26 protein-coding genes and 1 tRNA gene are annotated in these 23,983 nt (G+C 46.1%); 11 read left to right on the forward strand and 16 right to left on the reverse strand.

All coding sequences use genetic code 11. The features are described 5' to 3' along the window. The first annotated feature begins 13 nt into the window (after positions 1-13). Together glyA and ACFQRK_RS13240 are read left to right on the forward strand one after the other, a co-directional pair. Complete coding sequence (gene glyA / locus ACFQRK_RS13235; protein ID WP_379007401.1) at positions 14-1,285, forward strand: serine hydroxymethyltransferase; 1,272 nt, start codon at positions 14-16, stop codon at positions 1,283-1,285. A gap of 277 nt (positions 1,286-1,562) precedes the next feature. Beyond that, positions 1,563-2,150: an RNA polymerase sigma factor gene (locus tag ACFQRK_RS13240; protein WP_379007402.1), complete on the forward strand. Its 588-nt coding sequence runs from the start codon at positions 1,563-1,565 to the stop codon at positions 2,148-2,150. Between the two features lie 29 nt (positions 2,151-2,179). Here ACFQRK_RS13240 and ACFQRK_RS13245 read toward each other — a convergent pair whose 3' ends face one another. The 3 genes from ACFQRK_RS13245 to ACFQRK_RS13255 all read right to left on the reverse strand — a co-directional run bounded on the left by ACFQRK_RS13245 (position 2,180) and on the right by ACFQRK_RS13255 (position 3,828). Continuing rightward, on the reverse strand, positions 2,180-2,788 hold the full coding sequence (locus ACFQRK_RS13245) for a 2'-5' RNA ligase family protein (RefSeq protein ID WP_379007405.1): 609 nt from the start codon (positions 2,786-2,788) through the stop codon (positions 2,180-2,182). Between the two features lie 83 nt (positions 2,789-2,871). Continuing rightward, a complete protein-coding gene (locus tag ACFQRK_RS13250) occupies positions 2,872-3,420 on the reverse strand; it encodes a GNAT family N-acetyltransferase (RefSeq protein WP_379007408.1) in 549 nt (182 codons plus the stop codon). 6 nt (positions 3,421-3,426) lie between these two features. Continuing rightward, positions 3,427-3,828, reverse strand: a complete 402-nt coding sequence (locus ACFQRK_RS13255; RefSeq protein WP_379007410.1) for an iron chaperone — start codon at positions 3,826-3,828, stop codon at positions 3,427-3,429. Positions 3,829-4,016: 188 nt separating this feature from the next. Between ACFQRK_RS13255 and ACFQRK_RS13260 the strand changes: the two genes are divergently transcribed. Next, positions 4,017-4,922 carry a hypothetical protein gene (locus tag ACFQRK_RS13260; protein ID WP_379007412.1) on the forward strand — a complete coding sequence of 302 codons (906 nt, stop codon included), beginning with the start codon at positions 4,017-4,019 and terminating at the stop codon, positions 4,920-4,922. A gap of 7 nt (positions 4,923-4,929) precedes the next feature. Here the strand turns inward: ACFQRK_RS13260 and ACFQRK_RS13265 are convergent, their stop codons facing one another. Continuing rightward, positions 4,930-5,709: a CPBP family intramembrane glutamic endopeptidase gene (locus tag ACFQRK_RS13265; protein WP_379007415.1), complete on the reverse strand. Its 780-nt coding sequence runs from the start codon at positions 5,707-5,709 to the stop codon at positions 4,930-4,932. Positions 5,710-5,851: 142 nt separating this feature from the next. Here ACFQRK_RS13265 and ACFQRK_RS13270 point away from each other — a divergent pair, with 142 nt between their 5' ends. The 4 genes from ACFQRK_RS13270 to ACFQRK_RS13285 all read left to right on the forward strand — a co-directional run bounded on the left by ACFQRK_RS13270 (position 5,852) and on the right by ACFQRK_RS13285 (position 10,949). Beyond that, positions 5,852-6,259: a helix-turn-helix domain-containing protein gene (locus tag ACFQRK_RS13270; protein WP_379007416.1), complete on the forward strand. Its 408-nt coding sequence runs from the start codon at positions 5,852-5,854 to the stop codon at positions 6,257-6,259. Between the two features lie 929 nt (positions 6,260-7,188). Then, positions 7,189-7,365 (forward strand): hypothetical protein, encoded by a 177-nt coding sequence (locus ACFQRK_RS13275; RefSeq protein WP_379007418.1) that lies wholly within the window; start codon positions 7,189-7,191, stop codon positions 7,363-7,365. A gap of 25 nt (positions 7,366-7,390) precedes the next feature. Then, positions 7,391-7,834 (forward strand): hypothetical protein, encoded by a 444-nt coding sequence (locus ACFQRK_RS13280; protein ID WP_379007420.1) that lies wholly within the window; start codon positions 7,391-7,393, stop codon positions 7,832-7,834. Continuing rightward, positions 7,806-10,949, forward strand: a complete 3,144-nt coding sequence (locus tag ACFQRK_RS13285; protein WP_379007422.1) for a lantibiotic dehydratase — start codon at positions 7,806-7,808, stop codon at positions 10,947-10,949. Before ACFQRK_RS13280 ends, ACFQRK_RS13285 begins: the two co-directional genes overlap by 29 nt. Here ACFQRK_RS13285 and ACFQRK_RS13290 read toward each other — a convergent pair. The 7 genes from ACFQRK_RS13290 to ACFQRK_RS13320 form a co-directional block, all read right to left on the reverse strand. Next, positions 10,941-11,642, reverse strand: coding sequence for a LytR/AlgR family response regulator transcription factor (locus tag ACFQRK_RS13290; protein WP_379007424.1), 702 nt, complete (start codon positions 11,640-11,642; stop codon positions 10,941-10,943). The genes ACFQRK_RS13285 and ACFQRK_RS13290 overlap by 9 nt on opposite strands. Then, complete coding sequence (locus ACFQRK_RS13295; RefSeq protein WP_379007426.1) at positions 11,617-12,726, reverse strand: sensor histidine kinase; 1,110 nt, start codon at positions 12,724-12,726, stop codon at positions 11,617-11,619. Before ACFQRK_RS13295 ends, ACFQRK_RS13290 begins: the two co-directional genes overlap by 26 nt. 164 nt (positions 12,727-12,890) lie before the next feature. Further along, positions 12,891-12,964: transfer RNA gene (locus tag ACFQRK_RS13300), tRNA-Asp, on the reverse strand. A 66-nt stretch (positions 12,965-13,030) separates the two neighbouring features. Then, on the reverse strand, positions 13,031-14,104 hold the full coding sequence (gene prfA / locus ACFQRK_RS13305; protein ID WP_379007428.1) for a peptide chain release factor 1: 1,074 nt from the start codon (positions 14,102-14,104) through the stop codon (positions 13,031-13,033). Positions 14,105-14,263: 159 nt separating this feature from the next. After that, positions 14,264-14,593, reverse strand: coding sequence for a DMT family transporter (locus tag ACFQRK_RS13310; protein ID WP_379007429.1), 330 nt, complete (start codon positions 14,591-14,593; stop codon positions 14,264-14,266). A 71-nt stretch (positions 14,594-14,664) separates the two neighbouring features. Then, entirely contained in the window at positions 14,665-15,228 is a 564-nt protein-coding gene (locus tag ACFQRK_RS13315) for a Crp/Fnr family transcriptional regulator (protein ID WP_379007432.1), read from the reverse strand. Between the two features lie 7 nt (positions 15,229-15,235). Continuing rightward, positions 15,236-15,985: a UDP-2,3-diacylglucosamine diphosphatase gene (locus ACFQRK_RS13320; protein WP_379007434.1), complete on the reverse strand. Its 750-nt coding sequence runs from the start codon at positions 15,983-15,985 to the stop codon at positions 15,236-15,238. Between the two features lie 65 nt (positions 15,986-16,050). Between ACFQRK_RS13320 and prfB the strand changes: the two genes are divergently transcribed. Further along, a protein-coding gene (prfB, locus tag ACFQRK_RS13325) for a peptide chain release factor 2 (protein WP_379008037.1) occupies positions 16,051-17,137 on the forward strand; the annotation gives its coding sequence in 2 pieces (ribosomal slippage) (positions 16,051-16,110 and positions 16,112-17,137; 1,086 coding nt in all). Here the strand turns inward: prfB and dcd are convergent. Next, positions 17,138-17,674: a dCTP deaminase gene (dcd, locus tag ACFQRK_RS13330; RefSeq protein ID WP_379007436.1), complete on the reverse strand. Its 537-nt coding sequence runs from the start codon at positions 17,672-17,674 to the stop codon at positions 17,138-17,140. Positions 17,675-17,777: 103 nt separating this feature from the next. On the opposite strand from dcd, the gene ACFQRK_RS13335 reads away from it, so the two are divergent. Together ACFQRK_RS13335 and ACFQRK_RS13340 are read left to right on the forward strand one after the other, a co-directional pair. Next, on the forward strand, positions 17,778-18,422 hold the full coding sequence (locus tag ACFQRK_RS13335) for a 4'-phosphopantetheinyl transferase family protein (RefSeq protein WP_379007437.1): 645 nt from the start codon (positions 17,778-17,780) through the stop codon (positions 18,420-18,422). A 4-nt stretch (positions 18,423-18,426) separates the two neighbouring features. Further along, complete coding sequence (locus tag ACFQRK_RS13340) at positions 18,427-18,837, forward strand: hypothetical protein (RefSeq protein WP_379007440.1); 411 nt, start codon at positions 18,427-18,429, stop codon at positions 18,835-18,837. 9 nt (positions 18,838-18,846) lie between these two features. Here the strand turns inward: ACFQRK_RS13340 and ACFQRK_RS13345 are convergent, their stop codons facing one another. The 4 genes from ACFQRK_RS13345 to ACFQRK_RS13360 are packed head-to-tail and all read right to left on the reverse strand — an operon-like array spanning position 18,847 to position 23,034. Further along, positions 18,847-20,181, reverse strand: a complete 1,335-nt coding sequence (locus ACFQRK_RS13345) for a hypothetical protein (RefSeq protein ID WP_379007443.1) — start codon at positions 20,179-20,181, stop codon at positions 18,847-18,849. Positions 20,182-20,213: 32 nt separating this feature from the next. Then, the gene (gene bcp, locus ACFQRK_RS13350; RefSeq protein WP_379007446.1) at positions 20,214-20,684 is read right to left on the reverse strand and encodes a thioredoxin-dependent thiol peroxidase; all 471 of its coding nucleotides are present in this window, start codon (positions 20,682-20,684) and stop codon (positions 20,214-20,216) included. Positions 20,685-20,714: 30 nt separating this feature from the next. Further along, the gene (locus tag ACFQRK_RS13355; RefSeq protein ID WP_379007447.1) at positions 20,715-22,409 is read right to left on the reverse strand and encodes a M23 family metallopeptidase; all 1,695 of its coding nucleotides are present in this window, start codon (positions 22,407-22,409) and stop codon (positions 20,715-20,717) included. Between the two features lie 13 nt (positions 22,410-22,422). Further along, positions 22,423-23,034, reverse strand: a complete 612-nt coding sequence (locus tag ACFQRK_RS13360; RefSeq protein ID WP_379007448.1) for a fumarylacetoacetate hydrolase family protein — start codon at positions 23,032-23,034, stop codon at positions 22,423-22,425. Between the two features lie 226 nt (positions 23,035-23,260). On the opposite strand from ACFQRK_RS13360, the gene ACFQRK_RS13365 reads away from it, so the two are divergent. After that, positions 23,261-23,980 (forward strand): hypothetical protein, encoded by a 720-nt coding sequence (locus ACFQRK_RS13365; protein ID WP_379007450.1) that lies wholly within the window; start codon positions 23,261-23,263, stop codon positions 23,978-23,980. The last annotated feature ends 3 nt before the right edge of the window (positions 23,981-23,983 follow it).

Consider the following 23,983-nt stretch of genomic DNA (forward strand, 5'->3'; position numbering starts at 1 on the left):
TCTTTGTATCATAATGAGAAGAGACGAAACCATATTCAAATTAATCAATGAGGAGCTCAAGCGTCAGGAAGAAGGCATCGAACTCATTGCATCGGAAAACTTCGTAAGCAAGCAAGTGATGGAGGCGGCAGGATCGGTACTGACGAACAAATACGCAGAAGGCTTACCGGGAAAGCGTTATTACGGCGGTTGCGAAGTGGTGGATGAGGTCGAAACAATTGCCATCGAACGTGCAAAAGAGCTTTTCAATGCCGAATGGGTAAATGTACAGCCGCATTCTGGTGCACAGGCCAATGCTGCCGTGTTTTTAGCGTTGCTGCAGCCCGGCGATAAGATTTTAGGTTTTGATCTCTCTCATGGTGGACACCTCACGCATGGTTCACCGGTTAACTTTTCCGGAAAGCTCTATCAACCGTTATTTTATGGGGTAGATAAGGAAACCGGGTTAATCGATTATAAACAATTAGAGGAAATTGCCTTGCAGGAAAAGCCAAAAGTCATTATTTGCGGGGCTTCGGCATATTCCCGTGATTGGGACTATGCATTTATCCGTCGGGTAGCTGACGAAATTGGTGCTTTGGTAGTAGCAGATATTTCCCATCCCGCAGGGCTTATTGCCCGTGGGTTGCTCAGTGACCCGTTGCCACATTGTCACATAGTTACAACCACTACACATAAGACGCTTCGTGGTCCGCGTGGCGGCCTCATTATGGTTGGCAAAGATTTTGAAAATCCCTGGGGCATCAAAACTCCGAAAGGTGAAATCCGGAGCATCACTTCTCTGCTGGATCTTGCTGTCTTCCCAGGTACACAGGGTGGTCCTCTGGAACATATCATTGCGGCGAAAGCCATAGCGTTCGGAGAGGCACTGAGTGAAGATTACATGGAATATGTTGTCCAGGTGAAAAAGAATGCGGCAACGTTGGCGCAAGCCTTTGTCGGTAAGGAATATAATATCATTTCTGGCGGTACGGATAACCATTTGATGCTGATTGATCTCCGGAATAAGGGGATTAGCGGTAAAGCAGCCGAGGCGGCGCTCGGAAAGGCTGGTATCACAATCAATAAAAACATGGTGCCTTTTGACGATCGGTCGCCATTCGTTACGTCAGGTATCCGCTTGGGCACAGCCGCAATTACTACGCGTGGGCTTAAAGAAGCGCAGATGCTTGAAATTGCTGAGATGATCGATGTGGCATTGATCAAACACGATGATGATGCGGCGCTTGGCAAAATCCACAATAAAGTAAAAACCTTGATGGCGAAATATCCGTTGTACGCCTAATCGGGCTTTGTCGGCTAAGTGAAAAGGGTCCTTGCATTGGTAGGGACCTTTTTTGGTGTTGAATATTACGCTGCGCAATTCAACGGGGACTAAGAGGAAAATGAAATTCAGAATGAAGTATTTTCCAAGCGTTAAATTCAAACAAAAGCTTTGAATTTTTGAAAATTTTGCGTTGTTTTGGAAACTCACATAATATAGGAGAGCTAATATAGGAAATACGACTACACGAAAAGGGTTACTTATTTGTTGAAAATAGTAAATGTGAACGTAGCGTATTATGAAGCTTGAACAACGAACCGACCAGGAACTCATCCGTCTTTATGTTGCTGGTGATGAGGCCGGCCTTGAGGTCTTAATTGATCGATATAAATCAAAGATATATACATCCATTTATTTACTGGTGAAAGATGAGTATCTGGCCGAAGATATTTTCCAGGATGCTTTCATCAAGGTGATTAACACACTCAGAAACGGTCGGTACAATGAGGAGGGTAAGTTTTTGCCCTGGGTTATGCGCATTGCGCATAACTTGGTCATTGACTATTACCGAAAGGAGCGCCGTACGCCGGTGGTCGTAAACAGCGATGGATTTGATATTTTTGACGTGCTACACTTTACAGACGAAAGTGCGGAAACGCGTATGATCCGTGAGCAGACACATAAAGACCTGCGTAGGATGATCCAGCTTCTACCGGACGACCAGAAGGAGGTGCTTATTATGCGACATTACGGCGAAATGAGTTTTAAAGAAATAGCCGATGTTACTCAGGTGAGCATCAATACTGCTTTAGGTAGAATGCGTTACGCACTCAACAACCTCCGCAAAATGATGTATGGCAAGGAACTCGCCCTAAAAATCGGATGATCGATTGTGTGATGATCTGGATCGGGTCGTCACGCAAACAGTTTGCCTTGGGTGACTTTAGGTGATATGCCGAGAAAGTTTAACTTTTGGGCCACCGAATACGAAAAAGTGCCAGCCTTTCGTTTCAAAAGGATCATATTTTTTGCTTGAAAACTTCCGTGGTATCTGGTGCGATTCCAGATCGGCCAAATGGCTTCATGTTGAAGGGGCGTAAGGTTACGAGCAATGGTTATATGGGGCTTTGATACAAAATAAGGCGCAAATCCCTTCGTGTTTACGAACGGTCTGAGTTCCGCCCGGCGCAACGATATCAACTGGCGTATGGGGTCGGTCGATTTGACATCGACGAATATGGTGTGTCCGAAACTGCCAAAGCCTTCCAGTTCTACATCGAAGGGTTTTGTGGCAGCCGCTAACCCCTGAAGCTGCCGGACAATATATTTTTCATAGGTGTCGTACTGTATAAACCGCATCAAGGTAATGTGGCCCTTGGAAACAATCGCATTGGGATAGCGGTGATTTTTTATAAAGTACTCCTTAAATGCCCGTATTTGCTTTTGTGCTTCAGCAATGGGTTCAATGATCAATAGGTATTCATACAAATGCAAACCGAAAGCAGGTTGAAGTGATGTAGCCATAATCTAATTTTTTTAGTAAAGATAAAAAGTCTCCAGCGCACTTCCAAGTTTTTCAATTCAAATTACTAAAAAAATTAACATAATTACAGCGCTTTTCTGAAAAGGCGGATGTGGTTGCCGGATGGAAATAAAGGGTCGAATCCCATTTTTTCAGCAAATCGGCATGCAGGATAGTTCGAAGACGAGGTCGAGCACCGCATAGCGGTTATGTCATATGATTTCTTGGCAAATGTGACCACAAGCTGAAAAGCCGCGGCCATAATGCCGTTTCCCCAATAGGAGGGGGCGAGGGATCCTCCAAATTCGATTTCGCGTGTTTCCCGGTTCCAATGGTGTAGCGCACAGTCGCCGACTACCGTACCAGGGTTATCTGTCAAACGGATGGTCCATAGCATTTCACACATTGAAACAACACGCTTTGTAAAGCATTCCGCCGTTTCATCGGGCTGTATAGCGGATTCGGAAGAACCATCGTACGTCGCGAGTTCGGCATAAAGGTTATAAAGTGCATGATTATCCGCATGGGTTAATACATGAAGTTCGACGCCATTGCCCGATAATGTATGTGACTCATCGATCTGAGCTACATCCATAGCGGTGCGCCGATATGGGGTCCGTTCGAAGAAAAGCATATCGGCTCAATTTTTTTTGGATAGGGTCTTGGACATTGCTTTTTTTAGATTTTCATCCGCCCGCATCCTGACAAGTTTTGTGACCAAAGCTTCCGGGAACGGTTCGTCCCATGGGAACTGTATCGCACCTTTCGTTTGTTTGTAGCGGGAGAGGTCCTTCTTGAAGACTTCTTTAAGCGTCGCACTAGCGGGATAAAGTGCCCAATGATTTTTCCAGGCCGCGAAGTAGATCAATATTCCTTTATAATGATAAGCGGGCATTTGGTAGCTGATGACTTCATCCGCGTCGGGTACTGTGTGTTTAATCGTTCTCCGAAGTTGGTCCAAAAGTGCTCTCTTGCTGTTGTCTGTGATGGTTGCGAGGTATTCATCAACAGTTTTAAAGCCATTGGTTTGAACATTTTCCATTTTTTCCGTTAGCTGGAGATTTCCTTATACAAACATAATCACTAATTTAAGATCCGAAGAAGGGAAGACATGACAATTTAAGGGGGAAAATGCGACAAAGCGCAAACAGTTAAGCCGTGTATTGAAGAGAAAGTGGTTTGCAGATTCAGCGGTTATCCGTATACTTGCAGCATTTTTAATGACATATCATGTTACCTTATCGATTTCTCATTCTTTCTTTTCTGTCCCTTTCTTTTCTGGCGTGTAAAAAAGATAAACCCACTGAAATTGCGGACCTGGTCTTTCCCTCTGACACCTATTATGTATCGAACGGCAGCGAACTCCAGCTTGATGTCCAGCAAGGCAATAAGAAATATCAATTGACCGTCGATGATGGGACTATGATCCAAGCCCAGGCCGATGGCTCGATATTGCCGGCTGGCCGTCTCATCCTGAAAGGGATGAAAAAAGGCAACACGGTTCTTCATGTGAAAGATGAGGTAAGCGGAAAGGAAGTTTCGTTAAAAATCGTTGTTGTCGATCCGTTTCGGTTACTGAAAATGTCGTCTCCCGTACCTGCAATTAAGGTAGCGCCACAAGTTTCGCAAGAAACACGGAATACCATTCGGGAGGAAGCGAAGGCGTTTGCTGATTTCGAACTGGAAAGTATACTTATCTTGCACCGAAATGCGGAACAACGTTTTTTTGTGTTTGAAAAGGGGAAAGAGCTAATAAAATCCAATGTAAAGCAATCCGGCACCTACGAATTGGTTTTTGACGCAGAAGGTGAGCAAAGGTTAACGCTTCATTTCGATGGAGCAAATACGCCGCTGACCCTTGGTGTCCGGGCTAACAGTTCATGGGCTACCCACCAACTCAGGGAATTTGCAGGAAGCAACCCGGCTGACCAGATCGCCGCAAAGCGCATGGGTACCATCCGTGCCGAGGTACCAGCCGAATATTTCGATCGCTTTTTTATAACCTACAAAGATCTGACCCAGCATTTTCTAGAGGCTTATCAGGATGTCGAGCTTGTCGAGCTGTATCAACAAATCGAAATATGGTCCGATTTCCAGAACTACGGTCTGAAGATCGGCGATGAGCTACTGGATTAAGTAAAGGCTACCTATTTCCAACGTTAGTATCGGCCGGGCGCTTATGGGCGGTGTTTTTTTTAACATACCATGCCGTACATACCAGAGCACTCAGCAGAACCGTTGCATGTAACAGCAACGCAATTTTGTCTGTTTTTTCCATGAGCACTTGGGATGTACCGGATGGATAATTTAATTTCCAAAGCGCTCCGCCATTGCCCTTTAAGCCCACAGCATTTTGTAGAACATTCAGCGCAAAATGGATTCCGGTTGGCATAGCGATTCCACGTGAATATAATGCTGCTAATCCGAACACGAATGCCCATACAAAGGGACCTGTAAGGGAAACGTACACGCTCCATCCATTAAGTATGTGATACGCTCCAAAGGAAACAGCAACTACAAGCTGGCTCATCCAGACACCGTAAGCGTTTTTGATTCGTATCTGCGGATAAGAACGGAATCCTATTTCCTCCATCAGCGCTAGCGGAAAGATGGGAAGATAGACAAATAAAAACCGCAGGTCAAAGGGATCGGGATGGAAGTGCATCGTAAGCTCACTGAAGGACAGCAGGGTAAAAAGAATCCATATGAAAATCAGCGTTCCTATAAGGAAACCCGAAAAAAATCTGGATGGGGTTTTCCGTTCCCACATCAGACCAATTGAGGCAAACGATTTCTTCTCGGTCTTTAAGAAGACCCACGCAATTAGCAGTCCTCCGAGTGATCCAAGAACTCCATATATCAGCATATCGTAAGTTGAGGGAAACATGTTACGTACAATCCCGCCTATAATGAGTGGTCCCATAAAAAGGAGCATAAACAGAATGCTCTTAACCAATGCAGCAGCTCTCGTCATGTAACAAATGTAACACCCTAAAATCTAACGTTACGTGTCATTTATCAAATGACGTACAAACGGCGTATAGTGCCACCTGAAATTTCAACGTATGCAACGTAACCATTTACAGAATCTGGCCCAATCAATAAAAGAGAGCCGCATAAAAAAAAGATACACTCAGCGGGACCTTGCAGAAATCAGTGGCATTAGCTTACGATCGATTCAGCGGATAGAGAATGCTGAAGTACTTCCACGATCCCATACATTGCGCGTATTAGCTGATCACCTCGATTTTTCCCTCGAACCGCAACCGTCATCCAGGGAGATTGTTCGTGGCCAACTTAACAATGCGCAAAAAATAATACTTTCCTTTAGCGTGGCGATGCTCTTGTTTTTGCTTGCAGGGGCTTATATTTTTCAGTCGACAAGATTTCCGGAAACGGAGTTGGAACTGGTTTTGTATATAGCAGGTTTCATTGGCATTTATGTAATAATTATCTTGGTGGTCTGGAAATAAAAATGGAAAGTAACCGCTAAAGAAAATCACATCCGTTGTGGTATACGTAATTCTTTATTTCGTAGCCATTACTCTGCATTTGGTTGAATTGAATAATGGATAAACTTTTCGAAGTTTATTTTTGTCAGCAACATGAAGTAATACCGCATAATGGCTGCACGGACAGACGAAGGCGCTTAAGTTTATTACCGAATACCATTCCCGACTTTCGCAATTGGGAATGGTATTCGCACTTGTTACGTTTCTTGAGAGTTTAAATTCTTCGCCGAATTAAATTTTAATAAGTGGCGATCATCAGATGTTACGTCTGGTCTTGACTCCTTAAGAAAATTTTGATAATATCATCCGCATCCGATAACATCCAATTGTTCCTGCCAATATCAGCGACGAACGAACATAACTCATCGATACTCGGATAATCTTCTTGTCCTATAAATAACCGGGCGTCATCAATGAGTATTCCATGTGCTAATGAAGTACCCGGTATTGTTCGAAATCTGCCTTATTTTTCAAGAATAGCTGATAAGCCTCAAAATCGGCTTTTTCAAGCGACGACCAAATATTTTCTTAAACATAATGATTAATTTATTCACACATGTGGTTTTCTGAATATCGTCAAAGTTATACTTTATGGCTATCCAAGCCCTAGGAGCTTCTGCAAACTTAAGGACGAAATCTTTATCAATAGCGTGATAAAATCAAAATTTTGTTACCAAACCGGGAAATGGAGCTATGAAAATGTAGTTGGGATCAACCACGCGAAATTTCGCCGATTTCGCAACATTACTCGATTGGCTTTTAGCGCAATGTAGACGGTAGATTGCGATTTGTTGATTTAATCTTTGCCTTTGTAGCAAAGTTTTGTCCAAAATCTTTCGCAAATGCAGTTTCGCCTTGTCGATTTTGACAGACAATTAAATTCTAACGCTATGGAAAGATTTAACATTGAGCAGATCAGCCAGTTTTTAACTGTTGAAAAAGTGGGTATCTGCAGCGCAGATCACCGCGAAGTCCGCGAAGGAACAGATTTTTGGGGAGATACGGAAACGATCAGCGGAATGACCATCAGTACGACGACCACCACTACCCGATTGAATTTACAATAACGAAAAAACAATAGTTGACCCAAAAATGGTACGGGGTAAGCCAAAGCAGTTTCAGGGCCTCTATCAAAGCAGGCACATCCGGAATTTTGGATGCCTTATCGTTGAGCACGAGCCTTTGGTCATTGATATGATGAAAGACCTTGTTGGATCGCGGGATGATCTGAAGCTCTTGGGGGTGGTAACTGAAATGGAACAGCTTGCAAAAGTAACGGAAACCATAGTGCCGGAAATCATTTTCCTTGATTTGGTTATCCCATTGGGTAATTGCGGGGATTTTCACTTCGGAAAGCTCCCTAGTGAGTCAAGTATCGTGGTCGTGTCAGCAATCCCACTGAGCCACTATAAAAACAGATACCAACTTGCTAACCCGAGACAACTATATAAACCCGTTTCGTTGGAAAGATTTAACCGGTGTGTCGACGAAGTAATATTGGAACGCATTGAACAGCAAGATGGGCAGGGGGGTTAAAGGAATCGACTTCTACCTATTGCGGGCTCCAAGGTTGCCGTTGGCGACCTTGGATGCCCTTAATTCAAGTGTCACCACCGAATTACTTGACGAGTACTTTCGAAGGCTTTTCTCCGACGGGGAATTGGTGGATGCGATTCGGATAGCAAGTGACGATCTGGGAGGTCAGCTTGATTCGTGGTTGAACGCGCCCACGAGCCGTTTACCACAGAAAGTGGGATTGTCATTGTTTAAATATGTGCTTCGTATGGCAAGCCGGGCGACCCCATTTGGAAAATTTTCTGGAATATCTTTGGGTGCGTTTACCGAGCATTCGGGAATCGGGTTATCTGGTAAATTTTTGCCCAATGTCCGCTTTGATATGGGCTTTTTAGGCCATATCTCCAAGACGCTGTTGGCCGACGACGCGATCAGGTATACCTCGAATTATAAAGTCAATAACAGTTTATACCTTCAGGGAGATCATTACCGGTTTATAGAATGGAAGGATGTCGACGGAAAGAGATCCTTTCAATGGTCGAGGGTTTCAAAGAATCCGATTCTGCAGAGTGTACTTCAATTTGCCAAAGTGCCGGTTTCGTTCAGGCAGCTGGTAGCCCACATTTCCGGATTGGGGGCGCCGGAGAGCAGCGCCATGGAATACCTTGACTTGCTGATTAATGAGCAATTACTGGTGTCTGATCTGGAACCTGCAATTATCGGAGGAAATCCTTTCAATACTATACATGCAAAGGTAAAATTTGCTGTGCAGGATAGCAGCTTGGGCGCTGCCCTTACCAGGTTGGAATCACGTGTTAAGCAGGCCATGGACGGAAAGATCCCAGCCAGTGCAATCAAATCGGAATTGGGGGTGCTGGAGAACGGTTGGAAGGGTAAGGACGTTGTTCAGGTGGATACACGTATCGAAACCGTTTCGAATGAGTTGCATCGAAACGTGCGCGACACCATCATCGAAGAGATTGAAGAATTGGTGCCGCTTAACTACGCCCCTCCGCCAAAGCAACTGTTAGCGTTTGCGCAGCGTTTTTCTTCCAGATACGGCGGACAGGAAGTCCCCTTGATGGAAGCACTTGATCAGGACCGTGGCATTGGTTACGGTGAACGGGCCGGTCAGTATCTGGATGTACACCCTTTAATTAAAGGGCTTGGACTGACGGTGGATAAGAGGATGGATCACCTGCATAATCAGATCCGGGGAGCGGTGTATTTAAAACATTGGGAGTCGGGCGGATTTTCGCCTGAACAACCAGAGGTATTTGTGTCTGAATTTCTACCATCGCTCAATTCAACTATTCATCTTGGTGACTTGCCGGTTACTGGATTTGTGTTCGGTGAACTTATGGCAAAGGATTTTAATGCGATTAATAGGGGTGATTTCCGTTTCAATTTATTGAGCTGCAGCGGCCCTTCTGCACTTCCGTTGATGACAAGGTTTTCGCACCTCGACCCAAGACTGGAGTCCAAACTTCGTGACTGCGTATCTTTAGAAGATAGCAGGTGTGGAGATGCATTGATCGCGGAGATCGTCCACTTGCCGGAGGACCGGATGGGAAATATTATGCAGCGCCCCCGTCTTCGGGAATATGAAATTCCGTTTTTGGGGAATAGCACGGTTTCGGACGCCTACCAGATTCCTTTGACGGATCTCTATGTTTCCGTTAAGGATGGGAAAGTGTGGCTCCGGTCGGGTCGGCTTAACAAGTTTGTGATTCCAAGGCTCAGTTGTGCGCATAATTTCCGGTATGGCGTTACCGCATACCAGTTCCTTTGCGATCTTCAATATCAATCAAATGCGCTCGACATTTCATGGGATTGGGGGGAGCTTAAAAAGCTGCCTTACCTGCCGAGAGTCTCACATAAGCACCTGATTTTGTCTCGTGCGCAATGGCAGATTCCCAAGGGCGCGCTGGAGAGCATGCAATCCGATACGGATGATGCACTGGTGGATAGGCTGGTCACTCTGTTTAAGCTGCCAGAAATTGTGGTATTGGCAGAGGCCGATAATGAGCTGATCCTCAATCTGACGAACCCATTTGCCAGGAAGATTTTGGTTGACAGAGTTAAAAAAGGAAATGTAAAGCTAATGGAATGTTTGCTGGACTTGGGCAGTCCGGTTTCAGACTCGGACGGTCTTCACTACGCCAATGAATTAATCATTCCTTTTTATACCGGTTCGGAGGTTCAGGGAACTCCGGATTTGGGGGATGGGCTGCAAGGCAAACTGGTTCGTTCCTTTCCGCCCGGAAGCCGGTGGTTATTTGCTAAGATATATTGCGGAGAACGCGATTCTGACTACCTATTAGCCGATCAGATAGCTCGGATTGTTCTTACGTTGAAGCAACGGAAATTAATCGAAAAATGGTTTTTTATTCGGTATCGGGACCCCGAACCGCATATAAGGTTGCGTTTTCAGATTAAAGAGGGGTTACCCGAATCGGTATTTGCTCAGTTGATGGAGGTAACGGCAGAAAATTTGGACTCCTTGGTCAAGTCTGGGGTCATCCATCGGTTTGTCTACGATACGTACGAGCGGGAAGTCGAACGGTATGGCGAGGATACCATGGAAACCTGTGAAGAAATATTCCGGATTGACAGCGAGTATATATTGCAGGCTATTGCGGATTTCCTTAGGCCTGATGGGCACCATACTTGTTGGATGTACGCTGTATCGGGAGTAGATGATATGCTGAGCGCGTTCGGTGCGGATGACCAAGAAAAATTGCGTATCGTGGACACGTGGTTTGACGCATTTGCAATTGAGTTCAAGCTAGATAAGGAGACGAAAAAGAAAATGGGGAACCGGTATAGGGAATTCAGGCCAAAACTTGAATCGGTTTTAAACGGGGATGCCGATATTGGTGGGTTGTCGGATGAGCTCAGACAAATCAGGATTTCATGCCTTGTTGATGCATTCATACCCTTTAATGGCCTGCAACGGGAAAAGGCAGTAAGTATTTTGGCCAACTTATGCCATATGTACCTAAATCGGATTTTCTTTTCGAATCAGCGCGAAAATGAAATGGTGGTTTACCACTTCCTCGGAAAATTTTACCTAGCTCGCATCAAAAAAGATGGTGCGGTTGGTCCCCAAGCGACGGGGGCATGCCTATGCTAAACCAAACCTTCTGAAAAGTTCGGGCCTGTACTGGGCGCCTACCGGGAGGTCTTTTATCGAACCTTTCATGATGATTTTATTTGCCGCGACTTCCCGTATAAAATCTGTATTGGCAATGAAGGATTTATGTATGCGTAAAAACTTGCCTGCCGGAAGGAGCTGTTCCATTTGAATGAGCGATTTTCTGTGCAGAATTTCCTTTTCCGGTGTGGCTATGATGACATATTCCTTGCTGCCTTCAACGTAAAATATTTCGTCGAACCGAATAATCACATTATTATGTCCATCTTTTGCCGTGACGAAATCCTTTCGGTTAGGGGATTGGCGGAGACCGTTTTTTAATCGGTCCTGGGCTTTGGTTACCGCTTTGAGGAATCGGGCATAATCATAGGGCTTGACAACATAATCCACAACGTCCAGTTCGTAGCTTTCGGCAGCGAAACCGGCATTGGCGGTCACGAATATGAACAACGGCGGATTTGAGAGGTGTTTTCGGAATGCCATTCCGGTAATCCCTGGCATTGCAATGTCGGAAATCACCAGATCGACGTTTTCGGATTTCAGGAACTCCCATCCGTCTTTCACGTTATCGAAGCTGCCCCTTAGATTCAGAAACAGCGTATTACGGATGTTTTCTTCTAAAAAGGATTTGGCGTAGGGTTCATCTTCAAGCGCTATGCAGGTGATCTCCATGATACAATAAATTTAAGGTCAGTTTAATCCTATAACGGTCAGTATCTTCTATAATTTCAAGAGCATGGCGATCGGGATAATTCAGTGCGAGCCTGCGCTTCACGTTCTCCATACCCGCTCCGCCTTCTTCCGGAGCAGGAGAACTCCTGTCAACGCCATTTTCTACCCGGAGGATTAAATGGTCGTCTTCTATGACGCATGAAATGAAAATCCACGCGTTTTGCAGGCTTCTGTCTGGGCCGTGCTTGAAGGCATTTTCTACGAATGGTATCAGCAAAAGGGGCAGGATTCGGTAAGGCTCGTCCGGTTCCTGGATTTCAGTTCGTAAAGGAAAATCGGTTTTATACCGGATGCGCGCTATCTGGACAAAATTTTTGATAAATTCGATTTCCTGATCCAACGGAATAAGCTCTTTTTTTGATTTATAGAGTATGTACCGCATCATTTCGGAAAGCTGCATGATCGTGGTGAGTGCATGAGGCTCCGCAAGTTTTACCATTTGGTAAATCCCGGTGAGGGTATTAAACAGGAAATGCGGAGAAATCTGGGTTTTCAGGAAGTTCAATTCCATTGCCAGTTTGTCACGCTCAAGCTTCGTAGTAACGTACGATTGATCAATCATTCTTTTCATCAGCCTTGGCCAAAGCGGAAAAGAGATGACGTAGATGTAGTCCAATATAAAAATCGGAAGGTTTCTTGGGTGTAGAAGAGATAAAAGTCCGCCGTCAAGTACCAGCGAAAGGTACCTTTGCCAATATTCCTGGGCTTCCGGAAGGAGGTTCCTGTCAATCCAACAGGCAATGTAGGTAAGGGTAAGCCACCAAAAGTACGTGAAAACGACCCACAATCCTGTTAAGACAAACTTTTTCTTGAGTAGCCAATGATTAACTACATAGGATGTCGTAAAGTAAAAAAGAGTCGTGGTTGCGAAAAGATCTTTGGAAACAAAAAGCCAAGAATGGTTTCCTGCCAACCTTCGGTAATTCATGTAATAGAGAAGGGTCAGGAAGAGCCAAAAAAGGACATGGCAAATGACACGTATTTTCGGCGTATACCACCCAAACCAATTAAAGCTGCGTACCATTTAGATTTTGGCCTAATTTATCTGATCGTAAATGTAGGAAAAACAGTGGTTATTCGAGAATAATTTTAGCTTTTGGCATATTTCCGCATTGAGAGAAGGGGAACGAATAAAGTTTGAGGGAAAAGAGAAACCCTCTCTAATCATCTTAGAGAGGGTTTTATCAGCGGTCTGGACGGGACTCGAACCCGCGACCCCATGCGTGACAGGCATGTATTCTAACCAGCTGAACTACCAGACCTGCTTCCCGTTCGGGACTGCAAATATAGCGTGTTTTCGCTATTTGCAAATAAAAATTTTAAAATATTTATAACGTGGCGCCTTCTTTCATTTTTTCGGCATTCTCCGCGAATTGAAGAGCATCGATAATCTCCTGAATATCACCGTCCATGATAGCAGGAAGGTTATACATGGTCAATCCGATGCGGTGTTCTGTCACCCGTCCCTGTGGATAATTATACGTGCGGATTTTGGCAGAACGGTCGCCCGTTGATACCATTGTTTTCCGTTTAGCGGCAATATCACCATGCTTTTTTTGAACTTCCAATTCGTATAGTTTCGACCGCAGCATTTCCATGGCCAGCTCCCGGTTGGCCAATTGGGAACGCTCCACCTGGCAAACGACAACAATTCCGGTCGGCTTGTGAGTAAGCTGTACTTTGGTTTCTACTTTGTTGACATTTTGCCCTCCGGCCCCGCCTGAGCGGGATGTCTGCATTTCGACATCGGCAGGGTTTATTTCCACGTCGACCTCCTCGGCTTCCGGAAGCACCGCTACGGAAGCCGCTGAGGTGTGCACACGGCCTTGTGTTTCCGTGTCAGGCACACGTTGCACGCGGTGTACGCCCGATTCGTACTTCAATTGCCCATATACATCCTCCCCGGTTACTTTCAGGATAACCTCCTTATATCCGCCCGCAGTTCCTTCGGTTACGTCCATTACCTCGGCACGCCATCCTTTTTGTTCAAAGTAGCGGGTATACATCCGGTAGAGATCCCCGGCGAATAAAGCAGCCTCATCACCGCCCGTGCCACCACGGATTTCCAATATCGCATTTTTGGAATCTTCCGGATCCTTCGGAATGAGCATCAATCGAATTTCCTCCTCTTTGGCCTCCTTTTGTTCCAAAAGAATGTCCAGCTCCTCCTTGGCCATCTCACGCAATTCTTGGTCCTTTTCGTTGGCAAGAATGCCCTTGTTGGTCTCGATGTTGCTGACCATATTCTTGTAAATATGGTATTGATCTACGATTTTGCCCAGATCTTTATACTCTTTATTGAGTTGGGCAAACCGCTTCATGTCATTGATGGCTTCGGGGCTGCTTAGTTCACGCTCCACCTCTTCCCACCGGTCTTTTATGGCTTTTAATTTCTCCAGCATAATTTGTTACCTATGAAATCGCTGTTTTTGTTTCGTCTTTCCGCTTTTTTGGTAATCTAAGAACGCGGGGGTCAATATACAGAAATACAACTCAGCGACCGTGCGCACAAAAATATGCTTTTTTTGCCGGTTTTTGATGCAGGAGACACTGGAATCCCCTCAGTGCGGCGACACAGCTTTTAGGCCGACGATGGAGCCGATTAGCGTAGTGATAAAGATCAACCGCCACAAGGTAGCCGGTTCCTTAAAGAAAAGGATGCCGATCAATACCGTGCCGACCGCTCCGATTCCCGTCCAAACCGCGTAGGCAGTGCCAAGTGGCAGCGTTTGGGTTGCCCGTATTAACAGCACCATGCTTACAGTAAGACAAATGGCGAAACTTACGTACCACCAGATGGATTCCATGCCGACGGTGGTTTTCGCCTTGCCGAGGCTTGTCGTAAAACCTACTTCAAACAAACCAGCAATAATCAAGATAATCCAATTCATAGTGAATATTTTTTTTGCAAATATCCGTATTGAATCGTCTTCAATTTTTTACAAATGATAAAAAAAACGGATTACCTGATTTCCGCACGGATCCGGCTTAATGTGACCTGGCTGATTCCAAGATAGGAGGCGATATGTCCCAGTTGGACGCGCTGCAACAGATTGGGTTGGTTTTTGATCAGTTCCTGATAACGCTCGGCTGCGGTTTTGAATTGCCGTGACATCAGTCGCTCTTCAGTCTTTATCAGCTCCTGCTCCGCAAGTTTCCGGCCCCAATTTGCGACCTGAATATCCTGGGAATACAGTTGAAGTAGATCGGTGATTTTTAGGCGGTGTAGTTCGCTTGTTTCCAGCAGTTCGATATGCTCATAACCGGGGCGGTGTTGAATGTAGCTCTTCAGCGAAATTAATGCGTCGCCTTCCGTTCCGAAGCAAAGGGTCACTTCGTTTCCCCGATGGTGATAATAAACACGGGCGAGTCCCTGGGAAATGAAGTAAATGTCTCGTTCTAGTTTGCCGGCCCGGAAGAGTAAATGGCCTTTGCGTAAAGTGATGGGGTGGACAATTGCCGTCAGGCTATGAGCGGAAGTGAGGGGCAATGGAGCGATGCCGGATATGATGGTGTGGATATCCATGCTGAAATTAAGATTCCCACTGACGCAATGTCAACTGTATCCCGTCAAACACCGCATAGGTGTTGTAGTTTATCCACTCCCCTAAGTTGATGTACTTACTGCCTTGGGGCAGATTGACTTCCAAAGGGAGATGGCGGTGCCCAAAAATGAAGTAGTCGTAACGTTGCTTTTCCAGGATAGACTTGGCGTAGATAACCAGCCATTCTTTGTCCTCGCCCTGGAATTTCTCCTGACCGCCGGAAGCAATACGGCTGTGCGCAGACCATCGCTGCGCAATACCGATTCCGAGGTTGGGGTGCAGGCGGGCGAATAGCCATTGGCAGAAACGGCTGCGAAAGATTTTTTTCAGCAGTTTGTAGGTGCCATCGCCCGGACCCAATCCGTCGCCATGGTGCAGATAAAATGTTTTCCCGCCCCGCTCAAGGATCAGTTCGTTATCCAGGATTTCGGCTCCCAACTCGTTTTTTAGGTAGCCGAACATCCACATGTCGTGGTTGCCCTTAAAAAGTGAGATTTTCACACCCAAGTCCGCCAGCTCCGCCAGTTTGCCCAGAAAGCGGATGTAGCCTTTCGGTACGACCGTAGCATATTCAAACCAAAAGTCGAAGATGTCTCCCATCAGGTACAGCTCGGCGGCGTCTACCTTAATGAAATCCAGCCATCGGACAATGCGCGATTCCCGTTCGCGCGTTGTTGAACGGGGATGTGCTCCCAAGTGAAAGTCGGAAGCGAAATAGATCTTATCGCGCGTGGTCATTGCGGCCAAACTTAGATAAAATTGTTGTGATGTACAATTCTCATCAAATTCCTTACCTTTGCCCCATGACCAAGGAACAGATACAGGACTTGAGGGATCGAGCAGCTTCCCTAAGGAGGCATCTTTGACATTGATGCACGAAAAGCTGAGATAGAAAAAGAGCAGGACATTACCTTACAGCCCAATTTCTGGGATGATTCCAAAGCGGCCGAGAAAACGCTGCAATCCATTAAAAGCAAAAAAATATGGACCGACCATTTTGACGAAGTGGCGGCGGCTGTAGATGATGCAGTGGTGATGTTTGAATTTTACCAGGCTGGGGATGCATCCGAAGCGGACCTTCGGGAGCAATACGATAGCGCGTTGGAGAAAATCGAGGCATTGGAGTTTAAAAATATGCTAAGTGCCGAAGAAGATCAGTTGGATGCGGTATTGCAAATTACAGCGGGCGCCGGCGGTACAGAAAGTTGCGATTGGGCGGGTATGCTGATGCGCATGTACATCATGTGGGGCGAAAGCAGCGGTTATAAGGTGACCGAGCAGGATTATCAAGAGGGAGATGTGGCAGGCATTAAAACCGTTACGTTGCAGTTTTCCGGCGACTTTGCCTATGGTTATCTGAAGGGGGAAAACGGGGTGCACCGACTTGTCCGGATTTCTCCGTTTGATTCCAACGCCAAGCGGCATACTTCCTTTGCTTCCGTGTATGTCTATCCGTTGGTAGACGACAATATCGAAATTGAGGTAAAAGATGCGGACATCGAATGGGATACCTTCCGGTCTGGCGGAGCGGGCGGGCAAAACGTAAACAAGGTTGAGACCGCCGTGCGGCTGCACCACAAGCCCACGGGAATCATCATCAAAAACCAGGAATCCCGTTCCCAATTACAGAATAAAGAGAATGCGCTGCGATTGCTGAAATCGCAATTGTATGAAATCGAGATGCGGAAAAGGCAAGAAGCCACGGCCGCAATCGAAGGGAGCAAGAAGAAGATCGAATGGGGCTCACAGATCAGAAATTACGTGCTGCATCCCTATAAACTGGTGAAAGACCTTCGCACCAACGTCGAGACGTCCAACACCCAAGCAGTGCTCGACGGAGAAATCGATGAATTTCTGAAAGCCTATTTGATGGAGTTTGGAGGGAAATAATTAAAACTCATTCTTCCACATCATGCTCTCAACGGGGCGGGTAGTCTTATTGTTATATTTGGCATTACCCTTGGTGTTGTAACGTGTCTCGATATCCCCTTCCACTTTGAAGTAAATCAATTGGCCGATGGGCATCCCCGCATAGACCCGGACGGGTTGGGCAACAGAGATTTCCAGCGTCCAGGTGTTGCAAAACCCGACATCACCTTTTCCGGCCGTGGCATGAATGTCGATGCCCAGGCGCCCCGTGCTGGATTTACCTTCCAAAAACGGTACATGATTATGCGTTTCGGTGTACTCGAGCGTTACGCCAAGATACAGCGTGTTGGGCTCCAACACAAACCCGGTTTTGGGAATTTCAAAATGCACAATTTCGTTGTGTTTTTTAGCATCCAGCACGCGGTCTTTGTACGTAGCCAGGTATTTTCCCAAATGGACATCGTATGAGTTGGTACCCAGGCATTCCCGTCGGAATGGTTCAATAATGATGGAACCCCTGTCAATTTCTTCGAGTATGCGTTTATCAGATAAGATCATGTTGGATTTTCGATTTCACAAATCATCGCACCAAAGATAATGGATTAATTGGCCGATAAAATTGCATTTGTGAAAAAATGCAATTTTCGCTAAGTTTGACTACATGGCATTAGTATATTTACGTGAGTTGGATAACAAAGTCCGCTTTGCGATCTGGCGCATCGAAGAATCCGCAGAAGACCTAATCGGTCGATTGCAACTGGATGAACGCGAACGGGCCGTGCTTAGCGGTTTAAACAAAGGCAAGCGGACATTACATTGGTTAGCCACCCGCGTGTTGCTGCGGAAAATGCTGAATACACCCGGTTATATCAACTGCCCGTCTGACGAGAACGGAAAACCTTACCTAGCGAATTTTCCGCAGCGGATTTCACTCACACACTCCTTCGATTATGCTGCCGTGATGATGAGCGATGATGGCGAGGTCGGCATTGATCTGGAATTGGTGAAGCCGAAAATTCTGCGCATCGCGGATAAATTCATGAAACCGGAAGAATTGGAGGTTATCGGAAACAACCACATCGAAAAGCTATATGCGTGTTGGTGTGCAAAAGAGGCCGTGTATAAATTGCAAGGGAATAAAGGGGTTTCATTTAAAGATAATATGACCATTCAGCCGTTTGATTTTCAGGATCAGGGCGTGTTGTTCCTGGAGTTGGACGCTCCCAACAGAAAAGAATTGTTTAAGGTATATTATGAAAAATTCCAGGAATATATGTTGGGATATGTGACGGAAGGCCAACTATAAAAAAATGCTTAAAAGAGATTCATTAACTGCACAGATGCAGCAATTGAGCCATACCTTGGCCAAAGTAAAGCGACTCATTGAAGAACGGCAGGATGCTCAAGCCTTGTCTACGCTACAGGAGGTACTGGGGGAATATTTCGGTACGAGTATTACGGATTTACTGGAAACCCCGGCCAATGTGTTCATTCAACGATTCAAAAAGGAAGGATTGAAACCGGAAGAACTTGGACTATTGGCCGATTTTTTGGATGTATTGGGTACGCTGAATGGCGATTCGAAGGAACGGTGTACGATTTGGGAGAAAGTAGTGGTCATCTACGATACCTTGGAGCAGGAGCATAAAGTGGTATCGTTTGCTCACATTGCAAGAAGGAGTGCAATTTTGGCGCAGTTGGATGGCGAATCCCAATCCTGAAAAATCAGTTTAAGGAGCACTTTGCAGTGCGCTGACGAGCTGCGTTAGACTATTGATCTGTGCATTGCGCATACGAAGCGTTCCTTTGGTAGCGATCTTTCCTCCGTCAATACGCCGACCTGACGCTTCCAGATAGTCAAAATACCGAAGATAAGGTGTAAATGCAGACGAGATAGAAGTGGTGTCCATGCTTCCAAAATTAACCCGTAAATACAGCGCGTCAGGGGAAGCGCTGCGCTGTTTGGGGATATCCGAATGGTGGTCTGCTGTGTGGAGTTGCAGAAAACCGCCGGGAACAGGGGTTACGCCTACCCGGTACAACGGCATCACCTCTTTATTTAATCCCTGTGGATCAAGTATCCGTTGGGCGTGCAAGTAGTTAAGTAAACCCTCTTTGGCGGCAATGGACAGGTAAATTTCCGGTACGGGTTTTTCAACGACTTCCTTGCGTTCCAGCATATTGAAATTTTCATCGTAATCATAGCTAATGATCGTGTCTTGCTGGGTCACACTACCCTTCCATTCTATGATTAGGTTGCCTTGGTCATATTTGAGCAGACTGTCTCCATACAATGTATAGGGCCCGATTTCGAATGTTTTGTTCGCCAGGGAATACGGTATACCGGCAATCCAGAGACTCGCGGTGTTGGAATCGGGGAATTGGGGTTTGACAGCTTCGGCCGTTGACGGATTTCCCAACGCATGTATGACGGAAAATACGATCCGCCCGTTTTTAAATTCAATCGTCGTTGGATGCTCACCCATCACAGCAACATGTCCGCTTGACTTCCGGATGCCGGGGAATCGGCCTTCACTAACGGTTGACCGGGTGTTGGATGTCATCAAGGTATGCACGCTTTTTCGAATTCCAGGTAGGGCTGACGCGATTTTTTTCGGAGATAGGGCAAAGAAGACCCGATTTGCGTCATATTCCGCCAGTACGTATTCGGAATACGCAAACGTTCCCAGCGAATCTTGCTCGACGCGCAAGGTCGGTTGTTCGCTTAGCCACCTCGAGAACTCCGAACTGTCGGTAAGCGGGAGGGAGCCAAAATACACTTCGGCGGTGGCATCCTGTTCAGACCGGTTAAGCTGATATAAAAATATATTAGCCGGAACAGCGATTCCGGTATGTGACCAGGTCTCACGGTCGAATCCGGTAGGTTTGTCCGGTTGATTTTCATGGTAATAATCGCTGTTCCACAGTGCATTCCAAGCTAGATCTACCAATAGGACATCCACACCAATTCGGATAATTGAAGAGGCTTCTGCTGGAATCGGGGTTTGGTACGAACGGTATTGACGGTACGCCCAATATGCCCATGTTGCTGTTACGATCAGCAATAGAAGCCCTGTTACGATTAAGAGTATCCGTTTCACTGGTGACGGGCCAGTAGTTCACGGACCTGCTGGGAGGCGCGTTCATTATCCACTTTGTCGATAATGTGCGTGATGATGCCTCGCTCGTCAATCACGAATGTGGTGCGCAACGTGCCCATGTACTTTCTTCCGAACAGCATTTTTTCGCCCCAGACACCATAGTCGTTGACGATTTTCTGATCGGTGTCCACCAGTAGATTAAAGGGGAGGTCGAATTTCTTGGCAAAATTTCGGTGTGAACGCTCTGTATTGACACTTACGCCGATTACTTCAAAACCGTCGGCCAGGAGCGATTGATAATTGTCGCGGAAATTGCAGGCTTCGGTAGTACAACCAGGCGTATTGTCTTTAGGATAGAAATAGAGGATGATTTTTCTTCCTTGATAGTCTGCCAGCGAAACAGTTTCTCCATACTGGTTTTTTGCGGTGATGGCAGGGGCTTTATCTCCCACGTTGAGTTTTGTCATTCGATCGTTACAGTTAAATTTTTACGGTTATTATTTGACGAAGTTTGCTTCGTATGTCCTCCGATTGTCCTTCCAATCTACAACTTCCAGTCGGAAATGATGCTTCCCTTTCTCCAGGCCACCCTCGAATACGTGCCAAAGGGAACGTGATTTCGAATCATATTCCATTAACACCCATTGGTCGTCAATGTAGCCATTGAACGACTGGATACCCGATAGGTCATCGAAAATCTTGAAGTTAACCCGGTTTATAGCGCCCATATCCTTGCCTTCACTGATGTTTTGCGGTTGGATCGTGGGTGGTAACGTGTCGACCGTTACATAGAAGCTCCCAAAAGACCTTGTCTTCGTACGGACCCAGCCATTGTCAAAATTACCTCCTTGCGACCTTTTTTCGATATCGACAATAATTGCTTTTGGCTTTAATGCGTCCGTCAACGTTTCGTCAGGCTTTATTTTAAGTTCATAGCTTTTGAATAGGGGGATGAAGCGGTTGTGCACATGCTGCAGCATTGAGTACCCATCGGTTGGACGTGCTCCCTGGTGGTAGTTGAAATGTAGGTGATCATATAAGGCCCCTGTGGGCATGGCCACTTCAAGATGCTCGGCGGCATAGTGATTCTCCTGGTCGTAACGAAACATTGCCGTGCCCGTAGTTCGCGGTCGTACCGGTGTATAAGAGGACGTGTTCCGTACCTTGACTACCTGTGTGCTGGTATTACCATGGACATCGCGTACACGGTAGGTGAGGCTATGCTCTTGTTCATCGGTCAGCGTGATGCTTCCATCTCCTTCAAGAAAATGAAAAATATTCACGGGATTATTGGGGTCCTTAAAGCTCTTTTGCACCCGGGTCTTTTTTAGGATGTAATAGGGATAGTCAATATAAGAATGAATGGAGCCCGAGGTTTCGAACGACAGTTCCTCAAAGAGCACCGTGCTGATGGGTTGTCTGTCCAGAAGGAGTTCGATGGAATATACGCCATTGTTGAACGAGGTGCCGTTGTGTCGATCGACGGTGTTGATACCTACACCGAATCGGCCATTTACCGGAATGGTTTGTTTATCGGTAAGCGAGAGATGCCTACGCGGAGTGTGTTCGCTGAAGGGCTCATTTGCCAGGTCATAGATTGTAATGCCCCGTATGGTCGGTGGAATGTTATCGGGAAATTGCAAACCGAATAGTTGCGGATTGAGCGGGGCTTCGGTTTTTGTATCCCGGATTTCAAAATGTAAGTGTGGTCCTTGAGAACTGCCCGTATTGCCCGATAGGCCGATGCGGTCATTTTTTTTTAAGACGACGGCACTTTCATCAAGCGGTATGTCTACGTCGAAGCGCTTTAGTTCGTATTGCTTTGCCTTGACGATCGCTGCCAACGGAGCGCTGAATTCCTGCATATGCAGGTATACGCTTGTATAGCCGTTGGGATGATTGATATAAACCGAGTTTCCGCCCCCGCCAATCTGCACGCGTACCCGCGAAACATAACCGTCGGCTATCGCGAAGATCGGAAGGCCCACCCGCTGCTGGGTACGGTAGTCGTCGCCAGCGTGAAAATGTGTCGAACGCAGTTCGCCGAAGGTGCCTGACGCCTGAGGGGGAATGGCCAGCGGGCTCCGGAAGTAACCCGTCGGATATTCACGGGTTTTGATAAGCGGAAGCTGTGCGCCCGCATCGGGAATGACCAATGTATAAATAGCTACAAAAGCGAAAATGTACCTCATGAAATCTCCGATATTATTTTACATAAAAACGTAATAGCTGCCGATCGCCGATAAATCCCTCCAATAGATCTCCCACAGCTACCGGGCCTACGCCCGCAGGTGTGCCGGTGAAAATGAGATCCCCTTTGCGTAGCGTGATGTATTGAGACACAAAAACCAGTATGTCTTCAAACGAGAACAATAAGTCGCGTGTATTGCCTTGTTGCACGCTCTTTCCATTTTTATCCAGCCGGAAAGTCAGATCATACACATCATCGAACGTTTCTTTCGGAAGTAACTCACTGACGGGTGCCGATCCATCAAACGCTTTAGCCAATTCCCATGGCAGCGACTTCTCTTTATGCTGCTGCTGAATGTCCCTCGCGGTAAAATCAATCCCCAGCCCGATGGCATCGTAGTAGGTGGATGCAAATTTCGCGCCGATGTGTTTTCCCTCTTTGCAGATCCGCAGCACGACTTCCACTTCATGGTGGATGTTTTTGGAGAAGTCCGGATAATAAAAGTCCCGGTTATCTTTCAATACAGCTGTGTCCGGTTTCAGGAAAATAACGGGTTTTTCCGGTATCGGGTTACGCAGTTCCTGGGCGTGTTCTGTATAGTTTCGGCCAATGGCAATGATCTTCATCCGAATAAATTGTTTTTGGCAAACTTAGCGGTTTGCGCCGAGACCACCGAATGTTAGCGCGATTATTACACCTGTGTGCGTTAAATAGCTGGATCGGCTAAAACCTGGGGTTGGCGTGGGAGGGGAATGGGCATGAACTCATTGTAGCCGAACTGTTGAAATGGTTTTGATGGGTAATTCTGAAAAAAATCGTATATTCACTTTTAATTTAATCAAGGAGGTGTTTATGCAGACATTGAATGCCAATTGGTTTATTGAAGTACCGATCGATTTTGAGCATAAGCAATATCAACTGCTGGCCTATTTGCAACAAATCAATGCACATTTCAACAAGACAGAGCTCTATCCGAATTTAAATGATTTGATTTTTCATTACAATAATCTTAAAAAATTCAAAAGGGACAAAACGACATTGGAAACCAATTTTCCGGTGCGATTGAGCAATATCGACCTTGCCGCGGTAAAGGTTACTTACGAGAAGATTGTGAACGACGATGCCCTAATGCAGGAGATCGAGCAAATTGTCAGCTATGCAGTCAGCAAAATTAAGCCCGCCCTTAAGGAGGGGCAGGAAATTCACGATTTTGTAGAAAGTCATTTAGCCATTTCTGAAATAGGGGTGCGGCCATTGTACCCTTTTCATGGATATCTGCTGTTGCGAAATGGGGACGAAAAGGGAATACGGGTTTACGAGTATCAGGTGACGCTTTTTGAAAATCAGCATGAGCAATACCGAGGTATCCACACAACGTACATAACGAAATATAATAGGCATTTTATCTATAGTACTCCGGAATCCATCCGGAAAGATCTGATCCACACACGTCGGGAGATACCCAATCCGGCGGTATATCAAGTAGAAAGCGACATTACTTTTCCCGTTGAACATACATTGTTGCCGCTGGCTAAGAAAACACTTGTCCGGGCGATCTCTGTGTTGAACTGAGAC

It is taken from the genome of Parapedobacter sp. GCM10030251 (assembly GCF_042666505.1).
In the GTDB taxonomy this organism is placed as follows: domain Bacteria; phylum Bacteroidota; class Bacteroidia; order Sphingobacteriales; family Sphingobacteriaceae; genus Parapedobacter.

Excerpts from the sequence above, each read along its gene's own strand:
- ACFQRK_RS13290 (WP_379007424.1), bottom strand. The coding sequence starts at position 11,642 with ATGGAGATCACCTGCATAGCGCTTGAAGATGAACCCTACGCCAAATCC.
- ACFQRK_RS13360 (WP_379007448.1), bottom strand. The coding sequence starts at position 23,034 with ATGAAGATCATTGCCATTGGCCGAAACTATACAGAACACGCCCAGGAA.
- dcd (WP_379007436.1), bottom strand. The coding sequence starts at position 17,674 with ATGATCTTATCTGATAAACGCATACTCGAAGAAATTGACAGGGGTTCC.
- ACFQRK_RS13255 (WP_379007410.1), bottom strand. The coding sequence starts at position 3,828 with ATGGAAAATGTTCAAACCAATGGCTTTAAAACTGTTGATGAATACCTC.
- ACFQRK_RS13335 (WP_379007437.1), top strand. The coding sequence starts at position 17,778 with ATGGCATTAGTATATTTACGTGAGTTGGATAACAAAGTCCGCTTTGCG.
- ACFQRK_RS13240 (WP_379007402.1), top strand. The coding sequence starts at position 1,563 with ATGAAGCTTGAACAACGAACCGACCAGGAACTCATCCGTCTTTATGTT.
- ACFQRK_RS13355 (WP_379007447.1), bottom strand. The coding sequence starts at position 22,409 with ATGAGGTACATTTTCGCTTTTGTAGCTATTTATACATTGGTCATTCCC.
- ACFQRK_RS13275 (WP_379007418.1), top strand. The coding sequence starts at position 7,189 with ATGGAAAGATTTAACATTGAGCAGATCAGCCAGTTTTTAACTGTTGAA.
- ACFQRK_RS13340 (WP_379007440.1), top strand. The coding sequence starts at position 18,427 with ATGCTTAAAAGAGATTCATTAACTGCACAGATGCAGCAATTGAGCCAT.
- ACFQRK_RS13270 (WP_379007416.1), top strand. The coding sequence starts at position 5,852 with ATGCAACGTAACCATTTACAGAATCTGGCCCAATCAATAAAAGAGAGC.
- prfA (WP_379007428.1), bottom strand. The coding sequence starts at position 14,104 with ATGCTGGAGAAATTAAAAGCCATAAAAGACCGGTGGGAAGAGGTGGAG.
- ACFQRK_RS13280 (WP_379007420.1), top strand. The coding sequence starts at position 7,391 with ATGGTACGGGGTAAGCCAAAGCAGTTTCAGGGCCTCTATCAAAGCAGG.
- ACFQRK_RS13295 (WP_379007426.1), bottom strand. The coding sequence starts at position 12,726 with ATGGTACGCAGCTTTAATTGGTTTGGGTGGTATACGCCGAAAATACGT.
- ACFQRK_RS13315 (WP_379007432.1), bottom strand. The coding sequence starts at position 15,228 with ATGGATATCCACACCATCATATCCGGCATCGCTCCATTGCCCCTCACT.
- ACFQRK_RS13265 (WP_379007415.1), bottom strand. The coding sequence starts at position 5,709 with ATGGGACCACTCATTATAGGCGGGATTGTACGTAACATGTTTCCCTCA.
- ACFQRK_RS13310 (WP_379007429.1), bottom strand. The coding sequence starts at position 14,593 with ATGAATTGGATTATCTTGATTATTGCTGGTTTGTTTGAAGTAGGTTTT.
- bcp (WP_379007446.1), bottom strand. The coding sequence starts at position 20,684 with ATGACAAAACTCAACGTGGGAGATAAAGCCCCTGCCATCACCGCAAAA.
- glyA (WP_379007401.1), top strand. The coding sequence starts at position 14 with ATGAGAAGAGACGAAACCATATTCAAATTAATCAATGAGGAGCTCAAG.
- ACFQRK_RS13250 (WP_379007408.1), bottom strand. The coding sequence starts at position 3,420 with ATGCTTTTCTTCGAACGGACCCCATATCGGCGCACCGCTATGGATGTA.
- ACFQRK_RS13260 (WP_379007412.1), top strand. The coding sequence starts at position 4,017 with ATGTTACCTTATCGATTTCTCATTCTTTCTTTTCTGTCCCTTTCTTTT.
- ACFQRK_RS13365 (WP_379007450.1), top strand. The coding sequence starts at position 23,261 with ATGCAGACATTGAATGCCAATTGGTTTATTGAAGTACCGATCGATTTT.
- ACFQRK_RS13320 (WP_379007434.1), bottom strand. The coding sequence starts at position 15,985 with ATGACCACGCGCGATAAGATCTATTTCGCTTCCGACTTTCACTTGGGA.
- ACFQRK_RS13245 (WP_379007405.1), bottom strand. The coding sequence starts at position 2,788 with ATGGCTACATCACTTCAACCTGCTTTCGGTTTGCATTTGTATGAATAC.